General features: G+C 66.5%; 19 protein-coding genes. 9 read left to right on the top strand and 10 right to left on the bottom strand.

Annotated features, from left to right (window positions below):
• Positions 1–217: 217 nt before the first annotated feature.
• From ACVOK1_RS08620 to prmB, 4 genes are all read right to left on the bottom strand, one after another.
• Entirely contained in the window at positions 218–1,246 is a 1,029-nt protein-coding gene (locus tag ACVOK1_RS08620; protein WP_481561758.1) for an aspartate-semialdehyde dehydrogenase, read from the bottom strand.
• A 91-nt stretch (positions 1,247–1,337) separates the two neighbouring features.
• Entirely contained in the window at positions 1,338–2,375 is a 1,038-nt protein-coding gene (locus ACVOK1_RS08615; protein ID WP_313205209.1) for a 2-hydroxyacid dehydrogenase, read from the bottom strand.
• Complete coding sequence (aroC, locus tag ACVOK1_RS08610) at positions 2,368–3,471, bottom strand: chorismate synthase (protein WP_164072896.1); 1,104 nt, start codon at positions 3,469–3,471, stop codon at positions 2,368–2,370. The genes ACVOK1_RS08615 and aroC overlap by 8 nt, the downstream gene beginning before the upstream one ends.
• The gene (prmB, locus tag ACVOK1_RS08605) at positions 3,468–4,397 is read right to left on the bottom strand and encodes a 50S ribosomal protein L3 N(5)-glutamine methyltransferase (RefSeq protein WP_108770725.1); all 930 of its coding nucleotides are present in this window, start codon (positions 4,395–4,397) and stop codon (positions 3,468–3,470) included. The genes aroC and prmB overlap by 4 nt, the downstream gene beginning before the upstream one ends.
• A gap of 122 nt (positions 4,398–4,519) precedes the next feature.
• Between prmB and ACVOK1_RS08600 the strand changes: the two genes are divergently transcribed.
• Both ACVOK1_RS08600 and asd read left to right on the top strand, forming a co-directional pair.
• The gene (locus ACVOK1_RS08600; protein ID WP_481561757.1) at positions 4,520–5,170 is read left to right on the top strand and encodes an SCO family protein; all 651 of its coding nucleotides are present in this window, start codon (positions 4,520–4,522) and stop codon (positions 5,168–5,170) included.
• Positions 5,167–6,009 carry an archaetidylserine decarboxylase gene (gene asd / locus ACVOK1_RS08595; protein WP_481561756.1) on the top strand — a complete coding sequence of 281 codons (843 nt, stop codon included), beginning with the start codon at positions 5,167–5,169 and terminating at the stop codon, positions 6,007–6,009. Before ACVOK1_RS08600 ends, asd begins: the two co-directional genes overlap by 4 nt.
• Positions 6,010–6,136: 127 nt before the next feature.
• On the opposite strand, the gene ACVOK1_RS08590 is transcribed toward asd, so the two are convergent.
• Together ACVOK1_RS08590 and ACVOK1_RS08585 are read right to left on the bottom strand one after the other, a co-directional pair.
• Positions 6,137–6,484 carry a ribonuclease E inhibitor RraB gene (locus tag ACVOK1_RS08590; RefSeq protein ID WP_367382817.1) on the bottom strand — a complete coding sequence of 116 codons (348 nt, stop codon included), beginning with the start codon at positions 6,482–6,484 and terminating at the stop codon, positions 6,137–6,139.
• Positions 6,485–6,502: 18 nt separating this feature from the next.
• Positions 6,503–8,110: a transglycosylase SLT domain-containing protein gene (locus ACVOK1_RS08585; protein WP_481561755.1), complete on the bottom strand. Its 1,608-nt coding sequence runs from the start codon at positions 8,108–8,110 to the stop codon at positions 6,503–6,505.
• Between the two features lie 123 nt (positions 8,111–8,233).
• Between ACVOK1_RS08585 and ACVOK1_RS08580 the strand changes: the two genes are divergently transcribed.
• Positions 8,234–9,739, top strand: a complete 1,506-nt coding sequence (locus ACVOK1_RS08580; protein ID WP_481561754.1) for a helicase HerA-like domain-containing protein — start codon at positions 8,234–8,236, stop codon at positions 9,737–9,739.
• 101 nt (positions 9,740–9,840) lie between these two features.
• The gene (greB, locus tag ACVOK1_RS08575; RefSeq protein WP_079222642.1) at positions 9,841–10,347 is read left to right on the top strand and encodes a transcription elongation factor GreB; all 507 of its coding nucleotides are present in this window, start codon (positions 9,841–9,843) and stop codon (positions 10,345–10,347) included.
• Positions 10,348–10,460: 113 nt separating this feature from the next.
• On the opposite strand, the gene ACVOK1_RS08570 is transcribed toward greB, so the two are convergent.
• Both ACVOK1_RS08570 and rimO read right to left on the bottom strand, forming a co-directional pair.
• Positions 10,461–11,309 (bottom strand): DUF3025 domain-containing protein, encoded by an 849-nt coding sequence (locus tag ACVOK1_RS08570; RefSeq protein WP_481561752.1) that lies wholly within the window; start codon positions 11,307–11,309, stop codon positions 10,461–10,463.
• Positions 11,306–12,667, bottom strand: a complete 1,362-nt coding sequence (gene rimO, locus ACVOK1_RS08565; RefSeq protein WP_481561751.1) for a 30S ribosomal protein S12 methylthiotransferase RimO — start codon at positions 12,665–12,667, stop codon at positions 11,306–11,308. The genes ACVOK1_RS08570 and rimO overlap by 4 nt, the downstream gene beginning before the upstream one ends.
• Positions 12,668–12,872: 205 nt before the next feature.
• Between rimO and ACVOK1_RS08560 the strand changes: the two genes are divergently transcribed.
• Genes ACVOK1_RS08560 through ACVOK1_RS08550 form a run of 3 tightly spaced genes read left to right on the top strand, consistent with a single transcriptional unit; the run spans position 12,873 to position 14,146 of the window.
• Entirely contained in the window at positions 12,873–13,544 is a 672-nt protein-coding gene (locus tag ACVOK1_RS08560; protein WP_313052533.1) for a dienelactone hydrolase family protein, read from the top strand.
• The gene (locus ACVOK1_RS08555; protein ID WP_108765801.1) at positions 13,541–13,963 is read left to right on the top strand and encodes an HIT domain-containing protein; all 423 of its coding nucleotides are present in this window, start codon (positions 13,541–13,543) and stop codon (positions 13,961–13,963) included. The genes ACVOK1_RS08560 and ACVOK1_RS08555 overlap by 4 nt, the downstream gene beginning before the upstream one ends.
• 15 nt (positions 13,964–13,978) lie before the next feature.
• The gene (locus tag ACVOK1_RS08550; protein WP_165835665.1) at positions 13,979–14,146 is read left to right on the top strand and encodes a LiaI-LiaF-like domain-containing protein; all 168 of its coding nucleotides are present in this window, start codon (positions 13,979–13,981) and stop codon (positions 14,144–14,146) included.
• A gap of 85 nt (positions 14,147–14,231) precedes the next feature.
• On the opposite strand, the gene dcd is transcribed toward ACVOK1_RS08550, so the two are convergent.
• Together dcd and apbC are read right to left on the bottom strand one after the other, a co-directional pair.
• A complete protein-coding gene (dcd, locus tag ACVOK1_RS08545; protein WP_108750257.1) occupies positions 14,232–14,804 on the bottom strand; it encodes a dCTP deaminase in 573 nt (190 codons plus the stop codon).
• 79 nt (positions 14,805–14,883) lie between these two features.
• Complete coding sequence (gene apbC / locus ACVOK1_RS08540) at positions 14,884–15,780, bottom strand: iron-sulfur cluster carrier protein ApbC (protein WP_481561750.1); 897 nt, start codon at positions 15,778–15,780, stop codon at positions 14,884–14,886.
• A 406-nt stretch (positions 15,781–16,186) separates the two neighbouring features.
• Between apbC and ACVOK1_RS08535 the strand changes: the two genes are divergently transcribed.
• Complete coding sequence (locus tag ACVOK1_RS08535; RefSeq protein ID WP_481561749.1) at positions 16,187–18,997, top strand: TonB-dependent receptor domain-containing protein; 2,811 nt, start codon at positions 16,187–16,189, stop codon at positions 18,995–18,997.
• A gap of 398 nt (positions 18,998–19,395) precedes the next feature.
• On the top strand, positions 19,396–22,248 hold the full coding sequence (locus ACVOK1_RS08530; protein ID WP_406235338.1) for a TonB-dependent receptor domain-containing protein: 2,853 nt from the start codon (positions 19,396–19,398) through the stop codon (positions 22,246–22,248).
• The last annotated feature ends 83 nt before the right edge of the window (positions 22,249–22,331 follow it).

Here is a 22,331-nt window from a genome sequence, read left to right as displayed (position 1 = left end):
ATCCACGCATGGCGTGGATCTACGATTCCTCGCGGCGTCCCTCATCCACGCATGGCGTGGATCTACGATTCCTCGCGGCGTCCCTCATCCACGCATGGCGTGGATACCCCCCCCCCCCCCCCCCCGCCCGCCCCGGCGGCGGGGCCGCGCGGCGTCCCGCCCCCGCGCGGCCCCCCCCCCCCCCCCGCGCCACTACCGGTGAAGCAACAGCGAGGGATCAGCGCTGTTCGGCGGCGACCAGCTCGGCCAGCTGCACGGCATTCAATGCCGCGCCCTTGCGCACGTTGTCCGAGACGATCCACAGGTTCAGGCCGCGCGGGTGCGACAGGTCTTCACGGATGCGGCCGACGTACACCGCATCGGTGCCCGAGGCATGGGTGACCGGGGTCGGGTAGCCACCGGCTTCATGGCGGTCCACCACTTCCACGCCCGGCGACTGTTCCAGCAGCGCGCGCGCTTCGGCGACGGTCACCTTGTCGCGGGTCTCGATCGCCACCGATTCGGAGTGGCCGTAGAACACCGGCACGCGCACGGCGGTCGGGTTCACCAGGATGCTGTCGTCGCCGAGGATCTTGCGGGTTTCCCAGACCAGCTTCATTTCTTCCTTGGTGAAGCCGTTGTCCTGGAAGTCGTCGATGTGCGGGATCAGGTTGAAGGCGATCTGCACCGGGAAGCGCTGCGGATCGATCTCCTGGAAGCTCAGCAGCTGGCCAGTCTGCTTGCCCAGCTCTTCCATCGCCGAACGGCCGCCGCCGGACACCGACTGGTAGGTGGACACGTTGATGCGCTCGATGCCGTACTTGCGGTGCAGCGGCGCCAGCGCCACCAGCATCTGCATGGTCGAGCAGTTCGGGTTGGCGATGATGCCGCGCGGACGGTTGCCGACCTGGTCCGGGTTGACCTCGGACACCACCAGCGGCACGTCATCGTCGTAACGGAAGGCCGAGGAGTTGTCGATCACCACCGCACCGGCGGCGGCGAACTTCGGCGCGTACTCCTTGGAGACGCTGCCACCGGCCGAGAACAGGGCGATCTCCACGCCGCTGGGATCGAAGGTGGCCAGGTCCTGGATCTTCACCTTCTGGCCTTCGAACTCGACTTCGCCGCCGGCCGAGCGCTCGGAAGCGAGCAGGCTCAGGGTACCAACCGGGAAGTTGCGCTCGGCCAGGATGGCCAGCATGGTTTCGCCGACGGCGCCGGTGGCACCGACGATGGCGACGTGGAAGCTGCGTTGTGCATTGCTCATGGGGGAACTCTCACGAAAACGGGAAGGGGGAAAACTCACGCACGACAGCTGGGTTCGGGGAACCTCCTCAGGCGGGGCGCGCAGAGGTTCCCTATCGTTTCCCGGTTTTTTTGCCCAGCACGGCACGCGCGGCGAGGGCCGCGTCGGCGTTGATCGCGCTCGGCATGCGCGCCGCTTCGCCAGCCAGGCCGAGGCCGGCCAGCAGGTTGTCCACGGCCAGCTGCACCATGGCGGTACGGGTGCCCAGCGAGGCGCTGCCGATATGCGGGGTCAGCACCACGTTGCGCAGCGCCAGCAGTTCCGGGCGCACCTTCGGTTCGCCTTCGTAGACATCCAGGCCGGCGGCGGCCAGGCGGCCATGGGCCAGCGCATCGGCCAGGGCCAGTTCGTCGACGATGCCGCCGCGGGCGATGTTCACCAGCGTGGCCGACGGCTTCATCTTGGCCAGCGCGGCCGCATCGATGATGTGGTGCGAGGCCGGGGTGTACGGCAGCACGGTGACCAGGTGGTCGGACTGCGCCAGCAGCGTGTCCAGATCCACGTAGGTCGCGCCGAGCGCAGCTTCGGTCTCGGCCGGCAGCCGCGAACGGTTGTGGTACAGCACCTTCATGCCGAAGCCGAGCGCGCCACGGCGGGCCACGCCCTGGCCGATGCGGCCCATGCCGAGGATGCCCAGCGTGCTGCCATGGATGTCGGCACCGAGCATGGTCTGGAACGACCATTGCCCCCACTGCCCTTCACGCAGCCAGCGCTCGGATTCGGTGATGCGGCGCGCGGTGGCCATCAGCAGGGCGAAACCGAGGTCGGCCGTGGTCTCGGTGAGCACGTCCGGGGTGTTGCTGGCGAGGATGCCGGCCGCGCTCAGCGCGTCGACATCCAGGTTGTTGTAGCCGACGCCTACGTTGGCGATCACCTGCAGCTGCGCGGCATCGGCCACCTGGGCCGCGCCGATGCGCTCGTTGAGGGTGATGATCGCGCCGTCGACCGAGGCCAGGCGCTGGGCGATCTGCTGCGGCGACCAGGCGGTGACGGTGTCGGTGGCCAGCAGCTGCACGCGATCGCGCAGCGGCGCGATGGCCGCGTCGATCAGCGGCTGGCTCACCCACACCGTCGGCCGGGTATCAGCCATCGATCTGCCCGGGAATGCGCGGGGTGATGGTGCCGACGTCACCGCACTGGGCGCGGTGGCGCAGGGCCTGGTCCATCAGCACCAGGGCCATCATCGCCTCGGCGATGGGGGTGGCACGGATGCCGACGCACGGGTCGTGGCGGCCGGTGGTGACCACTTCGACCACGTTGCCCTCGGTATCCAGCGACGGGCCCGGCAGGCGCAGACTGGAGGTGGGCTTGAGGACGATGGACGCGACCACCGGCTGGCCGGTGGAAATGCCACCGAGGATGCCGCCGGCATGGTTGCTGGCGAAGCCCTGCGGGGTCAGCAGGTCACGGTGTTCGGTGCCCTTCTGCGCGGCGCTGGCGAAACCATCGCCGATCTCCACGCCCTTCACTGCGTTGATGCTCATCAGCGCGGCGGCGAGGTCGCCGTCGAGCTTGCCGTAGATCGGCTCGCCCCAGCCCGGCGGCACGTTGTCGGCCACCACGTCCACGCGCGCACCGACCGAATCACCGGACTTGCGCAGCGCATCCATGTACGCCTCCAGCTCGGGCACCTGTTCGGCGTGCGGCCAGAAGAACGGGTTGTCTTCCACCGCCGACCAGTCGAACCCGGCCGGACGGATCTCGCCCAGCTGCGACAGGTAGCCGCGCACGGTCACCCCGAAGCGCTCGGCCAGCCACTTCTTGGCGACCACGCCGGCAGCGACGCGCATGGTGGTCTCGCGGGCCGAGGAACGGCCGCCACCGCGCGGGTCGCGGATGCCGTACTTGTGCCAGTAGCTGTAGTCGGCATGGCCCGGCCGGAACTGCTGGCCGATGTTCGCGTAATCCTTGCTGCGCTGGTCGGTGTTGCGGATCAGCAGCGCGATCGGGGTGCCGGTGGTCAGGCCCTCGTACACGCCGGAAAGGATCTCGACCTCGTCGGCCTCGCGGCGCGCCGAGGTGTGCCGGCTCTTGCCGGTGGCGCGACGCTGCAGGTCGTGGGTGAATTCGGCCGCATCCAGCGCCAGCCCCGGCGGGCAACCGTCGATCACGCAGCCGATGGCCGGCCCGTGCGACTCGCCGAACGTGGTGACGGTGAACAGCTTGCCGAACGAATTGGAACTCACGGGCGCTGCGCCGCCAGTTCGGTGATGCGTGCGCTGTGGGCGATCAGCTCGCGGCATTCGACCGCGAAGATGCCCATCTGGCCGACCTTGAACTCCACCCAGGCGAAGTCGACTTCCGGCAGCAGCTTGATCAGGTGCTGCTCGGATTCACCCACTTCGCAGATCAGCAGGCCGTCCTCGCTCAGGTGCAGCGGGGCGTCGCGCAGGATCTTCAGCACCAGGTCCAGACCGTCGTCGCCGGCACGCAGGCCCATCTCCGGCTCGTAGGAATATTCCTGCGGCAGGGCATCGGTCTCGTCGTTGGTGACGTACGGCGGGTTGGTGACGATCAGGTCGTAGTGGCGGCCGGTCAGGCCGTTGAACAGGTCCGACTTCAGCAGGGTCACGTTGTGCGCCTGCAGGCGTTCCTTGTTCTCTTCGGCCAGCGACAGCGCGTCATCGCTCAGGTCGACGCCGTCCACTTCCCAGTTCGGGTAGTAGTGGCCCATGGCGATGGCGATGCAGCCCGAACCGGTGCACAGGTCCAGCGCACGGCTGACGTCACGGCCGGCCAGCCACGGCTCGAAGCCGCACTCGATCAGCTCGGCGATCGGCGAGCGCGGCACCAGGGCGCGCGAATCGCTCTTGAAGCTGAGGCCGGCGAACCAGGCTTCACCGGTCAGGTAGGCGGCCGGGACGCGCTCGTCAATGCGGCGCTGGAACAGTTCCAGCACGCGGACCTTCTCGGCCTGCAGCAGGCGGGCCTGGCCGTAGGCCGGGCCGAGGTCGTGCGGCAGGTGCAGGCTGTGCAGCACCAGCTGGGTGGCCTCGTCCAGGGCATTGTCGTAGCTGTGCCCGAAGGTCAGCCCGGCTTCGTTGAAACGGCTGGTGCCGTAGCGGATCAGGTCGATGATCGTGTGGAGTTCGGCGGCCGTTTCAGCGGTCATGGCGGTACTGCGGGCAAAGTGGCCCACGATTATAGAGGCTGGCGCCCGCGGCGGCATCCGTTGCGACGGAAACGATCAGGCTGCAGCCGGTATGATGGGGATTACTTCCTGCGGGGGCTCCCATGTTCAATCGCAACGTCGGCATCATCCTGCTGATCGCCCTGGCGGCGGGCCTGGGCCTGCTGGCCGCGCAGCAGGTGTTCGCGCCGAAGCCGCCGGCCAGCCAGCCGGCCACCGAAGCGATCACCCTGTACCCGCACACCCGCGAGCTGCCCGATTTCAACCTGGCCCAGTCCGACGGTACCCGGCTCATCCCCGGCGAGCTGAAGGGCCACTGGACCTTGGTGTTCCTCGGTTTCACCTTCTGCCCGGACGTCTGCCCCACCACCCTGGCCGAGCTGGCCGGTGCGCAGAAGCAGTGGGAAGCCCTGCCCGACACGCTGCGCCCACGCGTGCTGTTCGTGTCGGTCGACCCGGACCGTGACAACGCCATCCGCCTGGGCGAGTACGTGCACGGCTTCCACAAGGACACCCTGGCCGCCACCGCCGACATCCCCTCGCTGGAGCGCTTCGCCACCTCGCTGGGCTTCGTGTTCCAGAAGGTGCCGGGCAAGCATTTCGACGAGAATCCCGAGGATTACACCGTCGAGCACTCGGCCAGCCTGGCCGTACTCGACCCGCAGGGCCGCCTTGCCGGCCTGGTGCGGCCCCCGTTCAATGCGCCGGCCATCGCCCGCGACCTGCAGAAGCTGACCGAGAAATCCGCCCCATGAGCCTGATCACCGCCCTGACGTACGCCCTGCCCCACCGCCTGCTGTCCTCGATGGCGCGCTCGCTGGCGTACTCGGACGACCCGCGCGTGTCGCGCTGGCTGATCGACACCGTCACCCGCAAGTTCAACGTCAACCTGGACGAAGCGGCCAACCCGGACCCGCGCAGCTACCCGACCTTCAACCAGTTCTTCACCCGCGCCCTGAAGCCGGGCGCTCGCGTGGCCGATGCCGATCCGCGCAGCCTGGTGATGCCGGCCGACGGCCGCATCAGCCAGCTGGGGAAGATCGAGGCCGGCCGCATTTTCCAGGCCAAGGGCCAGTCCTTCACCGCCGCCGAACTGCTGGGCAGCGACGAGGACGCCAAGCCGTACAACGACGGCCTGTACGCCACGGTGTACCTGTCCCCGCGTGACTACCACCGTGTGCACATGCCCTGGACCGGCACCCTGCGCGAGACCGTGCACGTGCCCGGCCGGCTGTTCAGTGTCGGCCCGGCCGCGGTGAACGGCGTGCCGCGCCTGTTCGCCCGCAACGAACGCCTGGTCTGCCACTTCGATACCAGCTTTGGCCCGATGGTCAGTGTGATGGTCGGTGCGCTGCTGGTGTCCGGCGTGGAAACGGTGTGGAGCGGCGAAGAGATTCCGCATTATGGCGACCGCATCACCCGCAAGGATTATCGCGGCCAGGGCATCAGGCTGGAGCGTTTCGCCGAAATGGCACGCTTCAACTATGGCTCGACCGTGATCGTGCTGCTGCCGCCGGGCGTGGCCGAGTTCGCCCCGCATCTGGATGCCGAGCACCCTGTGCAACTGGGTCAGGCGCTGGCGAAGCTGCGCTGACCTGGCGGTATCGATTCACCGCAATGCCGGCCAGCGGCCGGCACTACCAGGTCGAATGGATTCACCGGGATGCCGGCCAGCGGCCGGCACTACCGCCTAGGTAGATCCACGCCGTGCGTGGATGGATTCACTGCAGGGTCGGGGCCGGGCCGACGTCGACGCCGTCGTAGTCTTCCACGCCGGTCTGGCTGGCCAGGGCGGCCAGTTCCTGGTTGCGCAGGTCCAGCGAGGCTTCGTCGTGGATCTCCACGCGCTCCACGTGCAGCACGTGGAAGGGTGCGCCGCCTTCTTCCGGCTCCTGCTCGAACAGTTCCACCACCGCATAGCCCTGGGCTTCCAGGGTGGTTGCCAGTGCCTGCAGGCGGTCCGGGGTGGAATGCACGAAGTAGTAGCCCCACAGCAAGGGCGTGGCGAGATCCCAGTCGGTGTTCTCGCGCAGGTTGGCGAACAGATCGCGGGTTGCTTCCAGGTCCATGGCTCTCTTCCGGTTCGGTTACTTGTCGCAGCCCTGCAGCTTCAGCACCTTGCCGGGGCGCAGGCTGTAGCTGGGGGCCTTCAGGCCGTTGGCGCGCGCCAGGGTAGGCACTTCGCACTGGAATTTCGCCGCAATGCGGCCCAGGGTGTCGCCCTTGCCGACCTTGTAGGTCTTGGCAGGCTTGGCCTTGGGCGCCGCCGGGCGCGGCGCGGCAACCGGCGCGGTCGGTGCGGTCGGCACCGTGGCGCTGGCGTTCGGGTCGGCCAGCGGCACCACGCCGCCCACGGCCACGCTGCCGGTGTAGCTGGCGGCGGTCGGGCGCACGATGGCCGCGTTCAGATCGGCGGTGATCAGGGTGCGGGCCAGGTCCGCGCGCGGGCCGCTGACGCAGTTGCGCTGGTACAGGCTGGTGATGCGGGTGGTGGCGTTGATCAGCGTGCCAGCCGGAATCCAGCCATCGGCTTCATAGCGCGGGTTGAGGTTGCGCAGCGCGCGCATGTAGCCGTCACGTGTGCCGTGGCTGCCCAGGCAGATGGTCAGCTCGTAGATGGTGGTCGACTTGGCCAGGCGCAGGGTGGCTGGCTGCGCGCTGATCTTCGGGAACTCCACGCCGTACTGCTGCGGGTGCAGGAAGATCCACGCCGCGGCGATCACCATCGGCACGTAGTCCTTGGTCTCGCCGGGGAACTGGTTGTAGACGCTGTCGGTCCAGAAGCTCTGCCCGCCGCTCTGCTTGAACACGCGCGCGGCGCGGCCTTCACCGCCGTTGTAGGCGGCCACCGACATTTCCACGTTGTTGTTCAGTTCGCGCAGGCGCTCGTTGAGGTAGCTGGCGCTGGCTTCGGCGGCGCTGCGCGCGTCGAAGCGGGTATCGAAGCCGGTGCCGTCCGGGCCCAGGCCGAAGCGGCGACCGGTGGCCGGCATGAACTGCATCAGACCGGCCGCACCAGCGCGCGAGGACGCATGCACGCGGCCATTGGATTCCTTGGCCATGATGCCGAACAGCAGCGCCTCGGGCAGGCCGCGCTTTTCCCACTCGGGCCACATCACCGCGCGCAGGTTCTGGTAGTTCTCGTAGCTCGTCAGCAAAGCCGGGCGCATGTCGGTCAGCCAGCGGCGGATGCCCGCCTGCACGGCCGGGTTGTAGTCGACCATGTTGTCGAAAGCGTGGCGCTTGTCGTTAAGCAGCGCCGCGGCGCGGGCGGCCTCGGGCACGTCGGCGGTCAGCGGGCCCACGTGGTCCGGGTCGGCCTCCAGGCGGTCACCGCCCTCTTCGGCCACGTCGTCGCTGGCGGCCGCGTCGGCATCACGCTTCAGCAGGCGCTTGTAGGTGGCCAGCATGTTGCTCATCTGGCAGCCCTTCTGCTTCACGCATTCGCTGATGACATCTTCCATGTCCTCCAGCGCCGCATCGGCTTCGTTGCTGCCCTTGGGGTCGGCATTGGCGACCAGCAGCAGGGCATCGCTGTAGCGTTTCTCGGCGGTGGCCATGCGCTGCTGCAGCGCATCGGCCTTGGCCTGGTCCCGCGCCGAAACACGCTGCGCATGGGCGTCGGGCGCCAGGGATACCAGGCCGGCGAGCGCCAGCAGCGGCCAACCACGGGAAATCAGGACAGGAACGGGCATTGGTGGCACTGTGTGCGAAACAGGCAGGCAGAGTAGCGGTGCCGCCAAGGTCCGGGCAACCCGGCCGTCGGCCCGCCACCCTCGGCGGTTAACATTGGGCGCATTCACCACAAGGGCTGGACCATGGATCCGATTCTGCTCGGCAAAGGCATCACCGACGATGTGGCTGTCACCCTGCTGCCGAAACTCGGCAACCGCCATGGCCTGGTGGCCGGTGCCACCGGTACCGGCAAGACCGTGACCCTGATGACCCTGGCCGAGGGCTTCTCGCGGCTGGGCGTGCCGGTGTTCCTGGCCGATGTGAAGGGCGATGTGTCCGGCCTGGCCGTACCCGGCACCGGCGCCGATGCCCTGCTGCAGCGCGCCGCCGAGATCGGCGTGGCCGACTACGCACCGGCCGCCAGCCCCACTGTGTTCTGGGATCTGTACGGCAAGCTCGGCCACCCGGTGCGCACCACCATCAGCGAGATGGGCCCGACCCTGCTGGCGCGCATCCTGGAGTTGAACGACACCCAGGCGGGCGTGCTCGACATCGTCTTCAAGCTGGCCGACGACCGTGGCCTGCTGCTGCTGGACATGGACGACCTGCGCGCCCTGCTGGGCCTGGTGGCCGAGGAACGCAAGGACATCTCCACCGAGTACGGCCTGGTCAGCGCACAGTCGATCGCGGCCATCCAGCGCTCCGTGCTGCGCTTGGCCCAGGACGGCGGCGAAGGCTTCTTCGGCGAACCGGCGGTGGAACTGGCCGACCTCATGCGGGTCAATCACGACGGACGCGGCGTGATCGGCATCCTCGCCGCCGACCAGCTGGTACTCAAGCCCAAGCTCTATTCCACCTTCCTGCTGTGGCTGCTGTCGGAACTGTTCGAGCAGCTGCCTGAAGTGGGCGACCTGGACAAACCCAAGCTGGTCTTCATCTTCGACGAGGCCCACCTGCTGTTCGACGACGCGCCGGCCTCGCTGGTGCAGCGCATCGAGCAGGTGGTGCGGCTGATCCGCTCCAAGGGCGTGGGCGTGTACTTCTGCTCGCAGTTCCCCGACGACGTGCCGGGCAACATCCTCGGCCAGCTCGGCAACCGCGTGCAGCACGCGCTGCGTGCCTTCACCCCGCGCGACCAGAAGGCGGTGAAGACCGCCGCCGAGACCTTCGTACCGAACCCGAAGCTGGACGTGGCCAAGGCCCTCAGCCAGCTCGGCACCGGCGAAGCGCTGGTGTCCACGCTGCAGGACAAGGGCGTGCCGATGCCGGTGCAGCAGACGATGATCGCCCCGCCGCGCTGCCGCATGGGGCCGATCACCGAGGCCGAGCGCGCGCAGGTGCGTGCGGGCAGCCCGGTCGGCACCCGCTACGACACCGCAGTGAACCGCGAATCGGCCGCCGAACTGCTGACCCAGCGCGCGCAGAAGGCCACCGAGCAGGCCGCAGCCCCGGCCGCCCGCAGCCGCGAGCAGGACGAGGCGCAGGAAGGCGGCTTCGGCCAGTCGATCAAGGACGCGATCTTCGGCACCAAGCGCCGCCAGGGCATGATCGAAACCATGGCCAAGCAGACCACGCGCACGGTCGGCACCAAGCTGGGCAACCAGATCGTGCGCGGGATCCTCGGTGGCATTTTCGGCGGCAAGCGTTGATCTTCCATTGCCGGGGTCAGAGCCCTTTCCGCTGGAAAGGGATCTGACCCCGGGCTCCGACCCCACTCCCTATTCGTCATCCTGAAAAGAAGTCGTACTGCATGTCCCGCTGGCGTCCCCCCGCAGAAAAAAGCACCGCCCTGATCACTGCCGCCGGCCACGCCCGGTTGAAAGCCGAGCTGGATGACCTGTGGCGCGTGCGCCGCCCCGAGGTGGTGAAGGCGCTGGCCGCGGCCGCTGCCGAAGGCGACCGTTCGGAGAATGCCGAGTACACCTACCGCAAGAAGCAGCTGGGCGAGATCGACCGCCGCGTGCGCTACCTGACCAAGCGCCTGGAATCGCTGCGCGTGGTCGACACCACGCCGACCGATCCGCAGGCGGTGTTCTTCGGTGCGTGGGTGGAGCTGGAGAACGTGGACAGTGGCGAGACCAGCCGCTACCGCATCGTCGGCCCGGACGAGACCGATGCCGGGCTGGGCTGGATCAGCATCGACTCGCCGCTGGCGCGGGCGCTTCTGAAGAAACGCATTGATGATGAGTTCGCGGTGGAGCTGCCCGGTGGGCAGTTCACGTTCGCGGTGATCGGGGTGGAATACGCGGCGCCGTAACGTCGACGGTCGGTCGACTGCGCCGCTGTTGGTGGAGTCGACTGTTAGTCGACTATCGCGCGCAGCGCGGGATTTTCATGGCTGCAGGAAGAGCAGTCGACTAGCAGTCGACTCTACCGAAGCAGAGGCAGCGGCAGCGGCAGCGGCGGCGGGTACTGGCGGCCGGGGCGCAGCGGGCGGAAATAATCCGCATTCCCGTAGAAGGCGGCATCCTGCACCTCATGCCAGCCGGGAATACCGGCCAACGGCAGCGGCCGCAGCTGCAGCGGATCGCCCAGCACCCGGCCCTCGTCGATGGCTCGGGTGACCGTCTCGATGCATCCCGCCTCACCATCGCCCTGCACCACCACGCACTTGCCGACCAGTAGCCGGCCCGGCAGCAGCGCCTGCTCCATCAGCGCATGGCCGAACACCGCCACCACAGCGATGCCACCGCCCTGCCAGTGCGAAGCATCGAACAGTGCGTGCCAGTCGTGCGCGTCCCATGCGGCCAGCACGCCGGCATCGCGCACCTGCACGACCACGCCGGTTTCATCGAACTGGGTCAGCGCGGCCTGTGCGCGGTTACGCTGGCCGGGCGCCATCGCCGCGATATGCAGGCACTGCCATGCATTGAGCACGCGCTTGAGCCGGGGAAAACCCGCCCAGACCAGCGCATTGAACAGGTCGTGCCAGTTGTCCGCGCGGGTCGCGAGGCGGCCCTGGGCGATGCGGGCCTCGTAGTGCAGGCCATCGGCCAGCAGCGCGGCATCCTGCTCGACCAGCTGCAGCCCAGGCAGGGCCAGCCGGGCATCCAGCGCGGCGACGGTCGGCCAACCCGGTCCCGCCAGCAGATCGGCAAAGCCGCGCACGCCATCGAACAGCGGATGCTCGAACACCCGCGCATCGACCGCCGCACGCGGCGGCGGGATGAAGCGACGAGGGCCGCCTGCGTCGCCGCCGGCGGCCGTCGCTGCGGTCACAGCACCTTGAGGTCGAACGCCGGACGCGTGGCGCTGGCCAGCGCGTCACCGTACAGGTCGTGCTCGTCGCTCTCGGTGATCTCCACGTCGACGAACTCGCCCACGCGCAGCGGCACCTGGTCGGCGTTCTGGATGTGCACCAGGCCGTCGATCTCCGGGGCATCGGCCTTGGAACGGGCCACGGCGATATCGCCTTCGATGGCATCGACCAGGCACTGCTGCACGGTGCCGATCTTGGCTTCCAGACGCGCGGCGGAAATCTGCGCCTGCTTCTCCATGAAGCGGGCCAGGCGCTCCTGCTTCACTTCTTCCGGCACGGCATCGGGCAGGTCGTTGGCGGTGGCCCCCTCGACCGGCGAATAGGCGAACGCGCCCACGCGGTCCAGCTGTGCTTCGTCCAGGAACGACAGCAGTTCTTCGAACTCGGCCTCGGTCTCGCCCGGGAAGCCGACGATGAAGGTCGAACGCACGGTGATGTCCGGGGCCATGCGGCGCCAGTTCTGCACGCGCTCGAGGGTCTTCTCGACCGCGCCCGGGCGCTTCATCAGGCGCAGGATGCGCGGGCTCGCGTGCTGGAACGGGATGTCCAGGTACGGCAGGATGCGGTTCTCCGCCATCAGCGGCACCACTTCGTCCACGTGCGGGTACGGGTAGACGTAGTGCATGCGCACCCAGGCATCGAGCTCGGACAGGCCTTCGCACAGCGCCTTCAGGCGGGTCTGGTAGGCCTTGTCGCGCCACATCTTCTCGGCGTACTTCACGTCCACGCCGTAGGCCGAGGTGTCCTGCGAAACCACCAGCAGCTCGCGCACGCCGCCGCGCACCAGGCGCTCGGCTTCGCGCAGCACCTCATCCACCGGGCGCGAAACCAGCTTGCCGCGCATCGACGGGATGATGCAGAAGCTGCACTTGTGGTTGCAGCCCTCGGAAATCTTCAGGTAGGCGTAATGGCGCGGGGTCAGCTTGATGCCGTAGTCCGGCACCAGGTCCACGAACGGGTCGTGCTTGGGCGGCAGCGCTTCGTGCACCGCTTCCATCACGCTCTGGTAATCCTGCGGGCCGGACACCGCCAGCACGTTCGGGTACGCCTCGCGGATCTGCTCCGGGCGCTTGCCCAGGCAGCCGGTGACGATGACCTTGCCGTTCTGGTTCATCGCCTCGCCAATGGCGTCCAGCGATTCGGTCACCGCCGAATCGATGAAGCCGCAGGTGTTGACCACCACCACGTCGGCCGAATCGTAGGACGGGACGATGTCATAACCTTCCGAGCGGAGCTGGGTGAGGATGCGCTCGGAATCGACAAGGGCCTTCGGGCAGCCAAGGCTGACGAAGCCGACTTTGGGGTTCAGCTGGGACATGGAAATCGCGGGACTCTGGGGGCCTGGGCCCCTGCCGGCATGGCAGGGGGACCTGGGGGCCGGGGCCTGAAAGGGCGCCAGTATAGCGGGGTTGGTGGCCGGGCTCTGAATGGCCAGCCGCCTGATCGGGCACAGCCGCTGACACGCCGCTAACCCGGCCAGCGTCGACAATGCAGGCCTGTCCCCAGCAACGAGGTTCCCGACGATGTCCGAATGGATCACCCTGGATACGCATCATGGCCCGGTCCGCGCCTGGCAGGTCCTGCCCGAAGGCAAGCCGCGCGCGGCGCTGGTGGTCATACAGGAAATCTTCGGGGTCAACGCGCACATGCGCGGGGTGGCCGAGCGCTTCGCCGCCGAAGGCTACGCCGTGCTGGCGCCGTCGTTCTTCGACCTGGTCGATGGCCCGGAATCCGACCCCGATGCCCTGCCCTACAGCCCCGAGGGCGTGAAGGACGGCCTGGAGCGGGTCAACACCCTGGGCATGGAGAAGGCGCTGGAAGTGGTTCGCGCCGCGGCGACGCGCCTGGCCCCCTACGGCAAGGTCGGCACCGTCGGCTACTGCTGGGGCGGCAGCGTGGCCCTGCTGGCGGCCATGCGCCTGGGCCTGCCCTCGGCCAGCTACTACGGCGGCCGCAACGTCAATTTCCTCGACGAGACGCCCAAGGCCCCGGTGATCTTCCACTTCGGCGCCCAGGACAGGAGCATCCCGCCGGACGCCGTGCAGGCCCACCGCGAAAAGCTGCCGCAGATGGCCACCTACGTCTATCCGGCCGACCACGCCTTCAACCGGGAGGTCGGACATGCGTATGATCCAGACAGCGCCGCCCTGGCGCTGCAACGCACCCTGGACTTCTTCACGGAGCATCTTGGATGAGCGATTTCGAACTGGATTCACGCCTGGCCACCGACAGCGTCCTGGTAGCAGAAGGCCCGTTGTCGCAAGTGCGGTTGATGAACGACGAACGATTCCCCTGGCTGGTGCTGGTGCCCCGCCTGGCCGGGATCACCGAATGGATCGAGCTGGACGGTGAACAGCAGGACAAGCTGCGCACCGAACTCAACCGCGCCTGCAAGGCCCTGCACGGCACGGACGGGGTGGAGAAGATCAACATCGGCGCGCTGGGCAATATCGTGCGCCAGCTGCATTTCCACGTGATCGGCCGCCACGACGGCGATCCGGCGTGGCCGGGCCCGGTCTGGGGCAGTGGTCCGGCGCACCGCTACGAGCCGGCCGCACTGGACCAGCATGTCGCCTACTGGAAGGAACGGCTAGGATATCCGGCCCATCCCTGAGCCTTTGACGACCCGATGCGCTTCAATCTCGTCGCCGCCATCCTGCTGATCCTGATCGGCTTGTTCATGCTCGCCAGCAACCTGGGCTGGACGCACCTGAACCTGTCCAAGCTGTTCCTGACCTGGTGGCCGGTCGGCCTGGTCGGCGTCGGCATCGCGATGCTGTTCGGACGCGGCAAATAAAGGTAGCGCCGGGCCATGCCCGGCGAATGCACCACGCGGCCCATACGAAAACGCCGGGCATGGCCCGGCGCTACCGATAGGTTGATCAGGTACGCGGCAGGGTCACGCCCGTCTGGCCCTGGTACTTGCCGCCACGATCCTTGTACGACGTCTCGCAGACGTCATCGGCGGCCGCCTGGAAGAACAGCATCTGGGCCACGCCTTCGTTGGCGTAGATGCGCGCTGGCAGCGGCGTGGTGTTGCTGAATTCCAGGGTCACGTGACCTTCCCACTCCGGTTCCAGCGGGGTCACGTTGACGATGATGCCGCAGCGCGCATAGGTGCTCTTGCCCAGGCACACCACCAGGGTGTCGCGCGGGATGCGGAAATACTCCACCGTGCGCGCCAGCGCGAAGCTGTTGGGCGGGATGATGCACTCATCACCGACGATGTCCACGAAGCTGCCCGGGTCGAAATGCTTGGGATCGACGATCGTGGAGTTGATGTTGGTGAACACCTTGAACTCGCGCGAGCAACGCACGTCGTAGCCATAGCTGGAAGTGCCGTAGCTGACGATGCGCTCGCCGTTGGCCTGCTTCACCTGCCCGGCCTCGAACGGCTCGATCATGCCGTGCTGCTCGGACATACGGCGGATCCAACGGTCACTCTTGATGCTCATGCTTTGTCCTGGGTACGAGGGGGCGCGTGGATTCTAGCAGGGGGCCGGGCACGCACGCCGCAGCCCCGCAGGCCTGGCCTTACAGCAGCGAGGACAGGATCTGGATCGATGCCCGCGGGCGCTTGCCCACCGCTTCCACCAGGCGCTCGGCGGCACGGCGGTAGGCCTGCCCGGCCGTCGATTCGGGCTGGACGGCGGTAATCGGGCTGCCGGCGTCGCCCTGTTCGCGGATGTCGATCTGCAGCGGCAGTGAGCCCAGCAGCGGCACGCCGTACTGCGCGGCCATGCGCTCGCCGCCGCCCTCACCGAAGAGATGTTCGACGTGGCCGCAGTTGCTGCAGGTGTGCACGGCCATGTTCTCGACGATGCCCAGCACCGGCACCTCCACCTTCTCGAACATCTTCAGCGCCTTCTTTGCATCCAGCGTGGCGATGTCCTGCGGCGTGGTGACGATGACCGCACCGGCCAGCGGGATCTTCTGCACCAGGGTCAGCTGGATGTCACCCGTGCCGGGCGGCAGGTCGATCAGCAGGTAGTCCAGGTCGTCCCACAGCGTGTCCTCGAACAGCTGGGTCAGCGCGGCGGTCGCGCGCGGCGCGCGCATGATCAGCGGCGTCTCGTCTTCCACCAGGTAGCCGATGGACATGGTGTCCACGCCGAACGCGCGCATCGGTTCGATGCTCTTGTTGTCCGGGCTTTCCGGGCGGCCGGACAGGCCGAGCATGGCCGGCACGCTGGGACCGTAGATGTCGGCATCCAGCACGCCCACGCGGGCGCCGAGCTGCTGCAGGGCCACGGCCAGGTTCACCGAAGTGGTGGACTTGCCCACGCCTCCCTTGCCCGATCCCACCGCGATCACGTTGCGGATGCGCGCATGGGGCGAAAGGCCCTTCTGCACCTGGCTGGCATGGGGACGACGGGCGGGGCTGTTCACTGCGGACTCCGGAAGCGGTTCATGGGGCGGGCAACCTCCCATCATACAAGTTCAGCCACGCGCAGCCCTTCCCGTCCTGCGCGCGTAGGCGACCGGCACTGAACGCGCGCTGCACGAGGAATACCACCTTCAGCAGAATCTCCCGGCAGCGCTGAATCAGCCGACCGCATTTAGGTGAAACGCGACAGTCATTTTAAATTCAATAGTTAATAATAAGTGAATCTATTATTAAGCCGACTTGAAGACGAACCGCCAGACTCGGCAAATAAATACCCATCTCATTGATTTTGCTTAAGAATTAGCCGCAATACGCAAAGATTCCTTGCAATTTCGTGCCATTAACGTTAATGCCGTGTTACGTTCGGCTCCACAGCTTGGAAACTGAAGGCTGATTGAATGCCCCGGTAACGGGGGCTGCCTGCACTTACTTAATGGATGGGATATCGCAATGACTCGTCGTCGCACCAATGTCGTCCGCCACCCGCTCTCGCTCGCGCTGCTCGGCAGCCTGCTCGCCACCGCCCTTCCCGCCCTCGCCCAGGACAGCAAGGAGACCACCGACCTCGGTCGAGTGACCGTCACCGGCTCGCTCATCCCGCAGACGCAGGTTGAAAACCACACCCCGGTACTCACCGTCACCGCCGAGGACATCCAGACGCGCGGCTTCACCAGCATTGCCGAAGTGCTGCAGCAGTCCTCGCTGACCACCGGCGGCCTGCAGGGCGGCCAGTCCTCCGCAGCCTTCACCCAGGGCGCCGAAGCGGCCGGCATGTTCGGCCTGGATCCGGGCTACACCAAGTACCTGATCAACGGCCGCCCGATGCTGCAGTATCCGGCGCTGTACAACGGCAGCGACGCCTTCAACAACATCAGCGGCATCCCGATCGACATCGTCGAGCGCATCGAGATCCTGCCGGGCGGCCAGTCGTCGCTGTATGGCTCCGATGCCATCGCTGGCGTGGTCAACATCATCCTGAAGGAACGCATGGATGGCGGCACGATCAACATCCGCGGCGGCGCCTACACCGAAGGCGGTGGCAACAATGTGCGGGTCAGCGTGGCCAAGGGCTTCAACAGCGCCGATGACCGCTTCAACGCGCTGTTCAACGTGCAGTACGAGAAGTCCAGCCCGATCTGGGGCTACCAGCGCGACCTGACCAAGGTGAACAACCCGGCCGGCTACAGCGCGCAGGTGCCGTCCAATGATTTCCTGGTCTACCTGCCTGACGAAAACAATGCCTTCATCATGATGGACCCGACCCGCTGCGCCAGCGTGGCCGGGCAGTTCGGTGGCACCACCGAACTGGGCGTGCGCGCCGCGGGCGAATCGTGCGGTTCCAAGTACAGCGCTGGCTACCGCACCATCAAGAACGGCAAGGAAAGCAGCCAGTTCTATTCGTCGCTCAGCTTCCAGGTGAACGACAACTTCGAGCTGTTCGCCGATGCGCTCTACAGCCTTGAGGAGATCAACTACGTCACCGGTGCCGGCTATACGTTCTGGAGCACGGGCCCGGGCTTCGGCTACATCTACGACCAGGACACCGACCAGTACATGAGCCTGCAGCGCGCGTTTTCCCCGGAAGACATCGGCGGCGCCGGCTACCGTGACATCCAGGAAACCAACCGCAACAAGGCCTACCAGATCACCCTGGGCGGCCGTGGCACGTTTGCGACCGACTGGGATTACAGCGCCAGCTTCAGCCGTGGCGAGTACAAGCTGACCGAACGCGGCTTCGCACGCTGGGCCGAGCCGATCGACAGCTGGTTCGAGCAGAACGTGTTCGGCCCGGTGCTCGGCCAGACCGACGATGGCTACAACATTTACAGCCCGAACTGGGGCGCGTTCTATTCGCAGCTGCCGGCAGGTGCGTTCCAGAGTTTCACCGGCTACACCTACAACCAGAGCCGGACCTGGCAGAACCTCGGCCGGGTGCAGCTGACCAACAGCGGCTTGTTCTCGCTGCCCGGCGGTGATGCCGGCCTGGGCATCGTCGTCGAAGGCGGCAGCGAAGGCTGGGACTACAGCCCGGATGCGCGCCTGCTCAATGGCGATGTCTGGGGCACCACCTCGGTGGCCGGCTCCGGCCATCGCAGCAACTATGCGGTGACCGGCGAACTGCGCCTGCCCCTGCTCGATTCACTCACCGTCACCGGTTCGGGCCGCTACGACGCCTTCAAGATCGCCGACAACACCGTCGACAAGTCGACCTACAGCATCGGCGTCGAGTTCCGCCCGATCGAAAGCCTGCTGTTCCGCGGCAAGTACGGCACCGCATTCCGTGCGCCTTCGCTGCCCGATGCCTTCCAGGGCGAAAGCGGCTTCTACACGGCGGCCACCGATTACTACCGCTGTGCGCAGCTGGGCTTCGAGCCGGCTGATACCGTGGGCTGCCCGTACGCTGGCCGCTCCACTTTCGGCGTGCAATCGGGCAACCCGGAACTGGAACCGATCACTGCCGATGTGTGGAACGCTGGCGTGGTCTGGGCACCGATGGCCAACCTGTCGCTGTCGGTGGACTACTACCGCTGGAAGATCGAGAACGAGGTCGACACGCTCAGTTCCGACCAGCTGCTGCGTGCCGAGTACTACTGCCGCAACAACCTGGACAACAACACCAACGCCACCTGCCAGAACGTGGCCGACTGGGTGACCCGTGATGCCTCCGGCAACCTTGAGCAGATCTATACCCCCAAGCTCAACGTTGCACGGCAGAACCTCAATGCACTGACGGCCAGCTTCAAGTACGTGCAGGACATCGGCCGCTTCGGCTCGCTGCAGTTCGCCAGCAACTACACCAACATCCTCAAGCGCGAACTGCAGCCGCAGACCGGCGATGACTACCTGGATCTGCTGCGCGATCCGTATGCGATGTGGAACTACCAGGCCTTTGCCAAGGTGCGCGCCGATGGGTCGGTGGGCTGGGCCAAAAACCAGTGGACCACCACCCTGTACTACAACTACATCGGCAAGACCCCCAACTACATGGCCTACCTGGGCGAGAGCTACGACTACGTGCACTCTTCCGGCTACAAGGCCGGCAAGTGGGGTTCCTACACCACCTACAACCTCAGCGTGAGCTACCGCGCGCTGGACAACCTGACCCTGTCGCTGATGGTCAACAACGTGTTCAACAAGAACCCGTCCAGCCAGCGCCACAGCTTCGGCGGCAACATCGACGCGCCGTACAACGATTACCTCTACAACCCGTACGGCCGGGCCATCTATGCCCAGATGCAGTACAACTTCGGTGGCAGCTGACGCCGCCGCCCCGCTGCAGGGTTGACGGGTTCTGGCCCCGCTTCGGCGGGGCCTTCTTTTTGCCCCGACGGCCGGCCAGGCACGGGCAGCGATCCTCACAACATGAACTGCACGCTTAACGAAAAATGCGCCAAAGCCCCCTGAACACGTCGCAAACGGCCGGCGCAGCAGCAGATCCTTTCATTTGAAATCAACGGTTTGGCGCAAAAATCCATCCAAATCAGCACTTTGCCTACCTTGGCTTGATGACAGGAGCATGAACAGTTGACACGTCAAGTTAAGGCTGTGTTAACTTCGCCTTATCGGCTTGTGAAGCCGGTTTCAGAACGGGGCAAAAGCCCTATAGGGACGACGGGCCAGCGCGCCTGTCGAGGTTCGATACACCAGGGGATCCATCCATGACCATCCGCACGGCGCTCAGCCGCCACCCGCTGAGCTTTGCTCTGACGTCCGCCCTGCTGGCAGCCGTCGTTTCGCCCGCCTTTGCCCAGGAAGCCGGCAACGAAGCCGGCGGCAAGAACGCCACCAACCTGGACCGCGTTTCGGTCGTCGGCTCGCGCATCAAGCGCGCTGAAGTCGAAGGCCCGGCGCCGGTCACCGTCATCTCGCGCGCCGACATCGACCGCGAAGGCTTCCAGTCGGTCGGCGACATGCTGCAGACCCTGACCCAGAACACCACCAGCTCGTTCACCGGCGATCTCGCCGTGACCGGCTTCACGCCCAACGCCCAGGTGGTCAACCTGCGCAACCTGGGCCCGGGCTACACCCTGACCCTGGTCAACGGCCGCCGCCCGGCGCAGTACCCGCAGCCGTACAACCGCGACAACAACGTGGTCAACATCAAGGCCATCCCGAGCTCGATCGTCGAGCGCGTTGAAGTCCTGACCGGCGGCGCCTCGGCCATCTACGGTTCGGACGCTGTCGCCGGCGTGATCAACATCGTGCTGCGCAAGAACTACGACGGCAACCAGCTGCGCCTGACCACCGGCACCACCGAAGAAGGCGGCGGCGACAACGTCAACGTCGAGTACACCGGCGGCAAGACCGGCGACCGCTGGAGCGCGACCTACGCGCTGCAGTACAGCGAGAACGAGCCGGTGTTCGCCTCGCAGCGCCACGCGCTGGCCGATACCCGCAACAACGCCGCCGGCGTCGCGGTGAATCCGTCGCTGTCGCTGGTCGCCCTGAGCTCGGCCGGCCTGAACGGCCACGTGCGCAACCAGAACGCGCTGTACAACGCTGCGGCCTGTGATGCGTTCGACTACACCACGGTGACCACCGCCTCGCGCGGTACCTACTGCGGCAGCTATACCCAGGTCGCCGCCCGTTCGATCTGGAACAAGAACCAGAACTTCAACGGCTACGGCTACGGCACGTTCGACGTGACCGACACCACCCAGCTGTTCGGCAGCGTCAACTTTTACAAGACCAAGGCCAAGGCCAGCGGCGGCATCGAGTTCTGGGGCACCTCGGGTGACCGCTTCACCTCCAACCCGAGCGGCGCCGCGACCGGCGTGTACTACGACTCCGCCCTGCAGGACCTGATCCAGCTGCAGCGCACCTTCAACCCGTTCGAACTGGGTGGCAACGAAGCCGCCAGCACCCTGTACGACGAGAAGAGCTACGACTTCACCTTCGGTGCGCAGGGCACCTTCGCCGATCGTTTCGACTGGGAAGCCAGCGTCAACTACGGCAAGTACGAGTACGAAGCCGACCGCCCGCGCCTGCTGGCCAAGGCCGTGCATGACTACTTCCTGGGCCCGCTGCAGGGCTACATCAGCAATTACCCGATCTACACGCTGAACCAGGACCGCTGGAACACTCCGATCACCCCGGAGATCTACCAGAGCTTCGCCACCCGCGTGAAGAACGTTGCCGAATCGACCTCGGCCACCGCCAACTTCAACATCAGCGGCGACCTGTTCGAGCTGCCGGCCGGCCCGGTGGGCTTCGCGGCGGTCATCGAAGGCATGCGCCAGACCACCGACCTGGTCAGCGACGTGCGCACCAACCAGCTGCGTCCGATCGACGACCAGACCATCTACAACCTGACCAGCTCCGGTGAAACCCACGGCGCCCGTAACCGCTATGCGGTGGGTACCGAGTTCCGCGTGCCGATCTTCAGCAACCTGTCGATGAACCTGGCAGGCCGCTGGGACAAGTACGACGACATCACCGCCGTCGACGATGCCAAGACCTTCAACGTCGGCCTGGAATACCGTCCGTTCAGCAACCTGCTGATCCGTGGTTCCTACGCCACCAGCTTCCGCGCACCGGACATGCAGCTGGTCTACGCCGAAGGCGCCGCCTCGTTCTCGACCATCCTCGACGAATACAGCTGCCGTTCGGGCACCGGCCTGGGCCAGGCTGCAGGCGCTCCGGGCCGTACCCGCGCGCAGTGCAACGTGACCGGTGACGTGACCCTGTACCAGGCGCAGTCGCTGATCGCCGGCAACCCGAACCTGAAGGAAGAAGAAGGCAAGTCGTGGGGCGCCGGCTTCGTGTGGGACATCATGGACTCGATGTCCATGTCGGTGGACTACTACAAGATCCGCCTGGAAGATGCCTCCACCCAGCTCAGCTCGACCTACCTGCTGCAGAACGAAGCCAACTGCCGCCTGGGCGTGCGCCCGGATGGCACGCCGTTCGAGCAGGGATCCGATTCGGCCTTCTGCCGCAACCTGACCGCGCTGGTCACCCGTACCAACGCACCGGGCACCACCCTGGACGGCCGCATCTCGCAGATCAACACCGCGTACATCAACGCGGCGCTGCTGGAAACCAGCGGTATCGATGCCACCTTCAAGTACAAGCTGGATACCGATCGCCTCGGCGACTTCGGCCTGGACCTGGGCTACTCGCTGGTGCTGACCAACAAGTACCAGGAAAACAGCGACGACGAGCTGATCGATTACCGCGACCTGCCGCTGTATGACTACAGCCAGCGCAGCCGCCTGCGCGGCAGCCTGAGCTGGGCCGGCGACGAATGGGGTGCCACCCTGTTCGGTACCCGCTACGGTTCGAACTGGAACGCCGCCTGGACCGAACGCCTGGCTCCGTACATGCAGTACAACCTGCAGGTCAGCAAGAAGTTCGGCCCGAACGTGCGTGCCGAGTTCACAGTGGTCAACCTGACCGACAACCAGTTCCGTCGCGATACCACCAATACGGCCTATCCGTACTTCAACAGCTTCATCGGCGCCGACCCGTTGGGCCGTCGCTACTACTTCAGCCTGTCCTACCGCTTCTGATGCGACAGGTTGTGTGACAAGCAGAGCCCGGCCTAGGCCGGGCTCTGTGTTTGCGCATCGGCAGCAACGCCACACCCTGGGCC

This window comes from Stenotrophomonas sp. STEN087 (assembly GCF_056759115.1).
This window is presented reverse-complemented; position numbering and strand designations above follow the sequence as displayed.

What these genes read in the sequence shown, in the direction of transcription:
- ACVOK1_RS08620 (WP_481561758.1), bottom strand. Translation starts at nt 1,246, where the DNA reads ATGAGCAATGCACAACGCAGCTTCCACGTCGCCATCGTCGGTGCCACC.
- ACVOK1_RS08615 (WP_313205209.1), bottom strand. Translation starts at nt 2,375, where the DNA reads ATGGCTGATACCCGGCCGACGGTGTGGGTGAGCCAGCCGCTGATCGAC.
- prmB (WP_108770725.1), bottom strand. Translation starts at nt 4,397, where the DNA reads ATGACCGCTGAAACGGCCGCCGAACTCCACACGATCATCGACCTGATC.
- ACVOK1_RS08600 (WP_481561757.1), top strand. Translation starts at nt 4,520, where the DNA reads ATGTTCAATCGCAACGTCGGCATCATCCTGCTGATCGCCCTGGCGGCG.
- asd (WP_481561756.1), top strand. Translation starts at nt 5,167, where the DNA reads ATGAGCCTGATCACCGCCCTGACGTACGCCCTGCCCCACCGCCTGCTG.
- ACVOK1_RS08590 (WP_367382817.1), bottom strand. Translation starts at nt 6,484, where the DNA reads ATGGACCTGGAAGCAACCCGCGATCTGTTCGCCAACCTGCGCGAGAAC.
- ACVOK1_RS08585 (WP_481561755.1), bottom strand. Translation starts at nt 8,110, where the DNA reads ATGCCCGTTCCTGTCCTGATTTCCCGTGGTTGGCCGCTGCTGGCGCTC.
- ACVOK1_RS08580 (WP_481561754.1), top strand. Translation starts at nt 8,234, where the DNA reads ATGGATCCGATTCTGCTCGGCAAAGGCATCACCGACGATGTGGCTGTC.
- greB (WP_079222642.1), top strand. Translation starts at nt 9,841, where the DNA reads ATGTCCCGCTGGCGTCCCCCCGCAGAAAAAAGCACCGCCCTGATCACT.
- rimO (WP_481561751.1), bottom strand. Translation starts at nt 12,667, where the DNA reads ATGTCCCAGCTGAACCCCAAAGTCGGCTTCGTCAGCCTTGGCTGCCCG.
- ACVOK1_RS08560 (WP_313052533.1), top strand. Translation starts at nt 12,873, where the DNA reads ATGTCCGAATGGATCACCCTGGATACGCATCATGGCCCGGTCCGCGCC.
- ACVOK1_RS08555 (WP_108765801.1), top strand. Translation starts at nt 13,541, where the DNA reads ATGAGCGATTTCGAACTGGATTCACGCCTGGCCACCGACAGCGTCCTG.
- ACVOK1_RS08550 (WP_165835665.1), top strand. Translation starts at nt 13,979, where the DNA reads ATGCGCTTCAATCTCGTCGCCGCCATCCTGCTGATCCTGATCGGCTTG.
- dcd (WP_108750257.1), bottom strand. Translation starts at nt 14,804, where the DNA reads ATGAGCATCAAGAGTGACCGTTGGATCCGCCGTATGTCCGAGCAGCAC.
- apbC (WP_481561750.1), bottom strand. Translation starts at nt 15,780, where the DNA reads ATGGGAGGTTGCCCGCCCCATGAACCGCTTCCGGAGTCCGCAGTGAAC.
- ACVOK1_RS08535 (WP_481561749.1), top strand. Translation starts at nt 16,187, where the DNA reads ATGACTCGTCGTCGCACCAATGTCGTCCGCCACCCGCTCTCGCTCGCG.
- ACVOK1_RS08530 (WP_406235338.1), top strand. Translation starts at nt 19,396, where the DNA reads ATGACCATCCGCACGGCGCTCAGCCGCCACCCGCTGAGCTTTGCTCTG.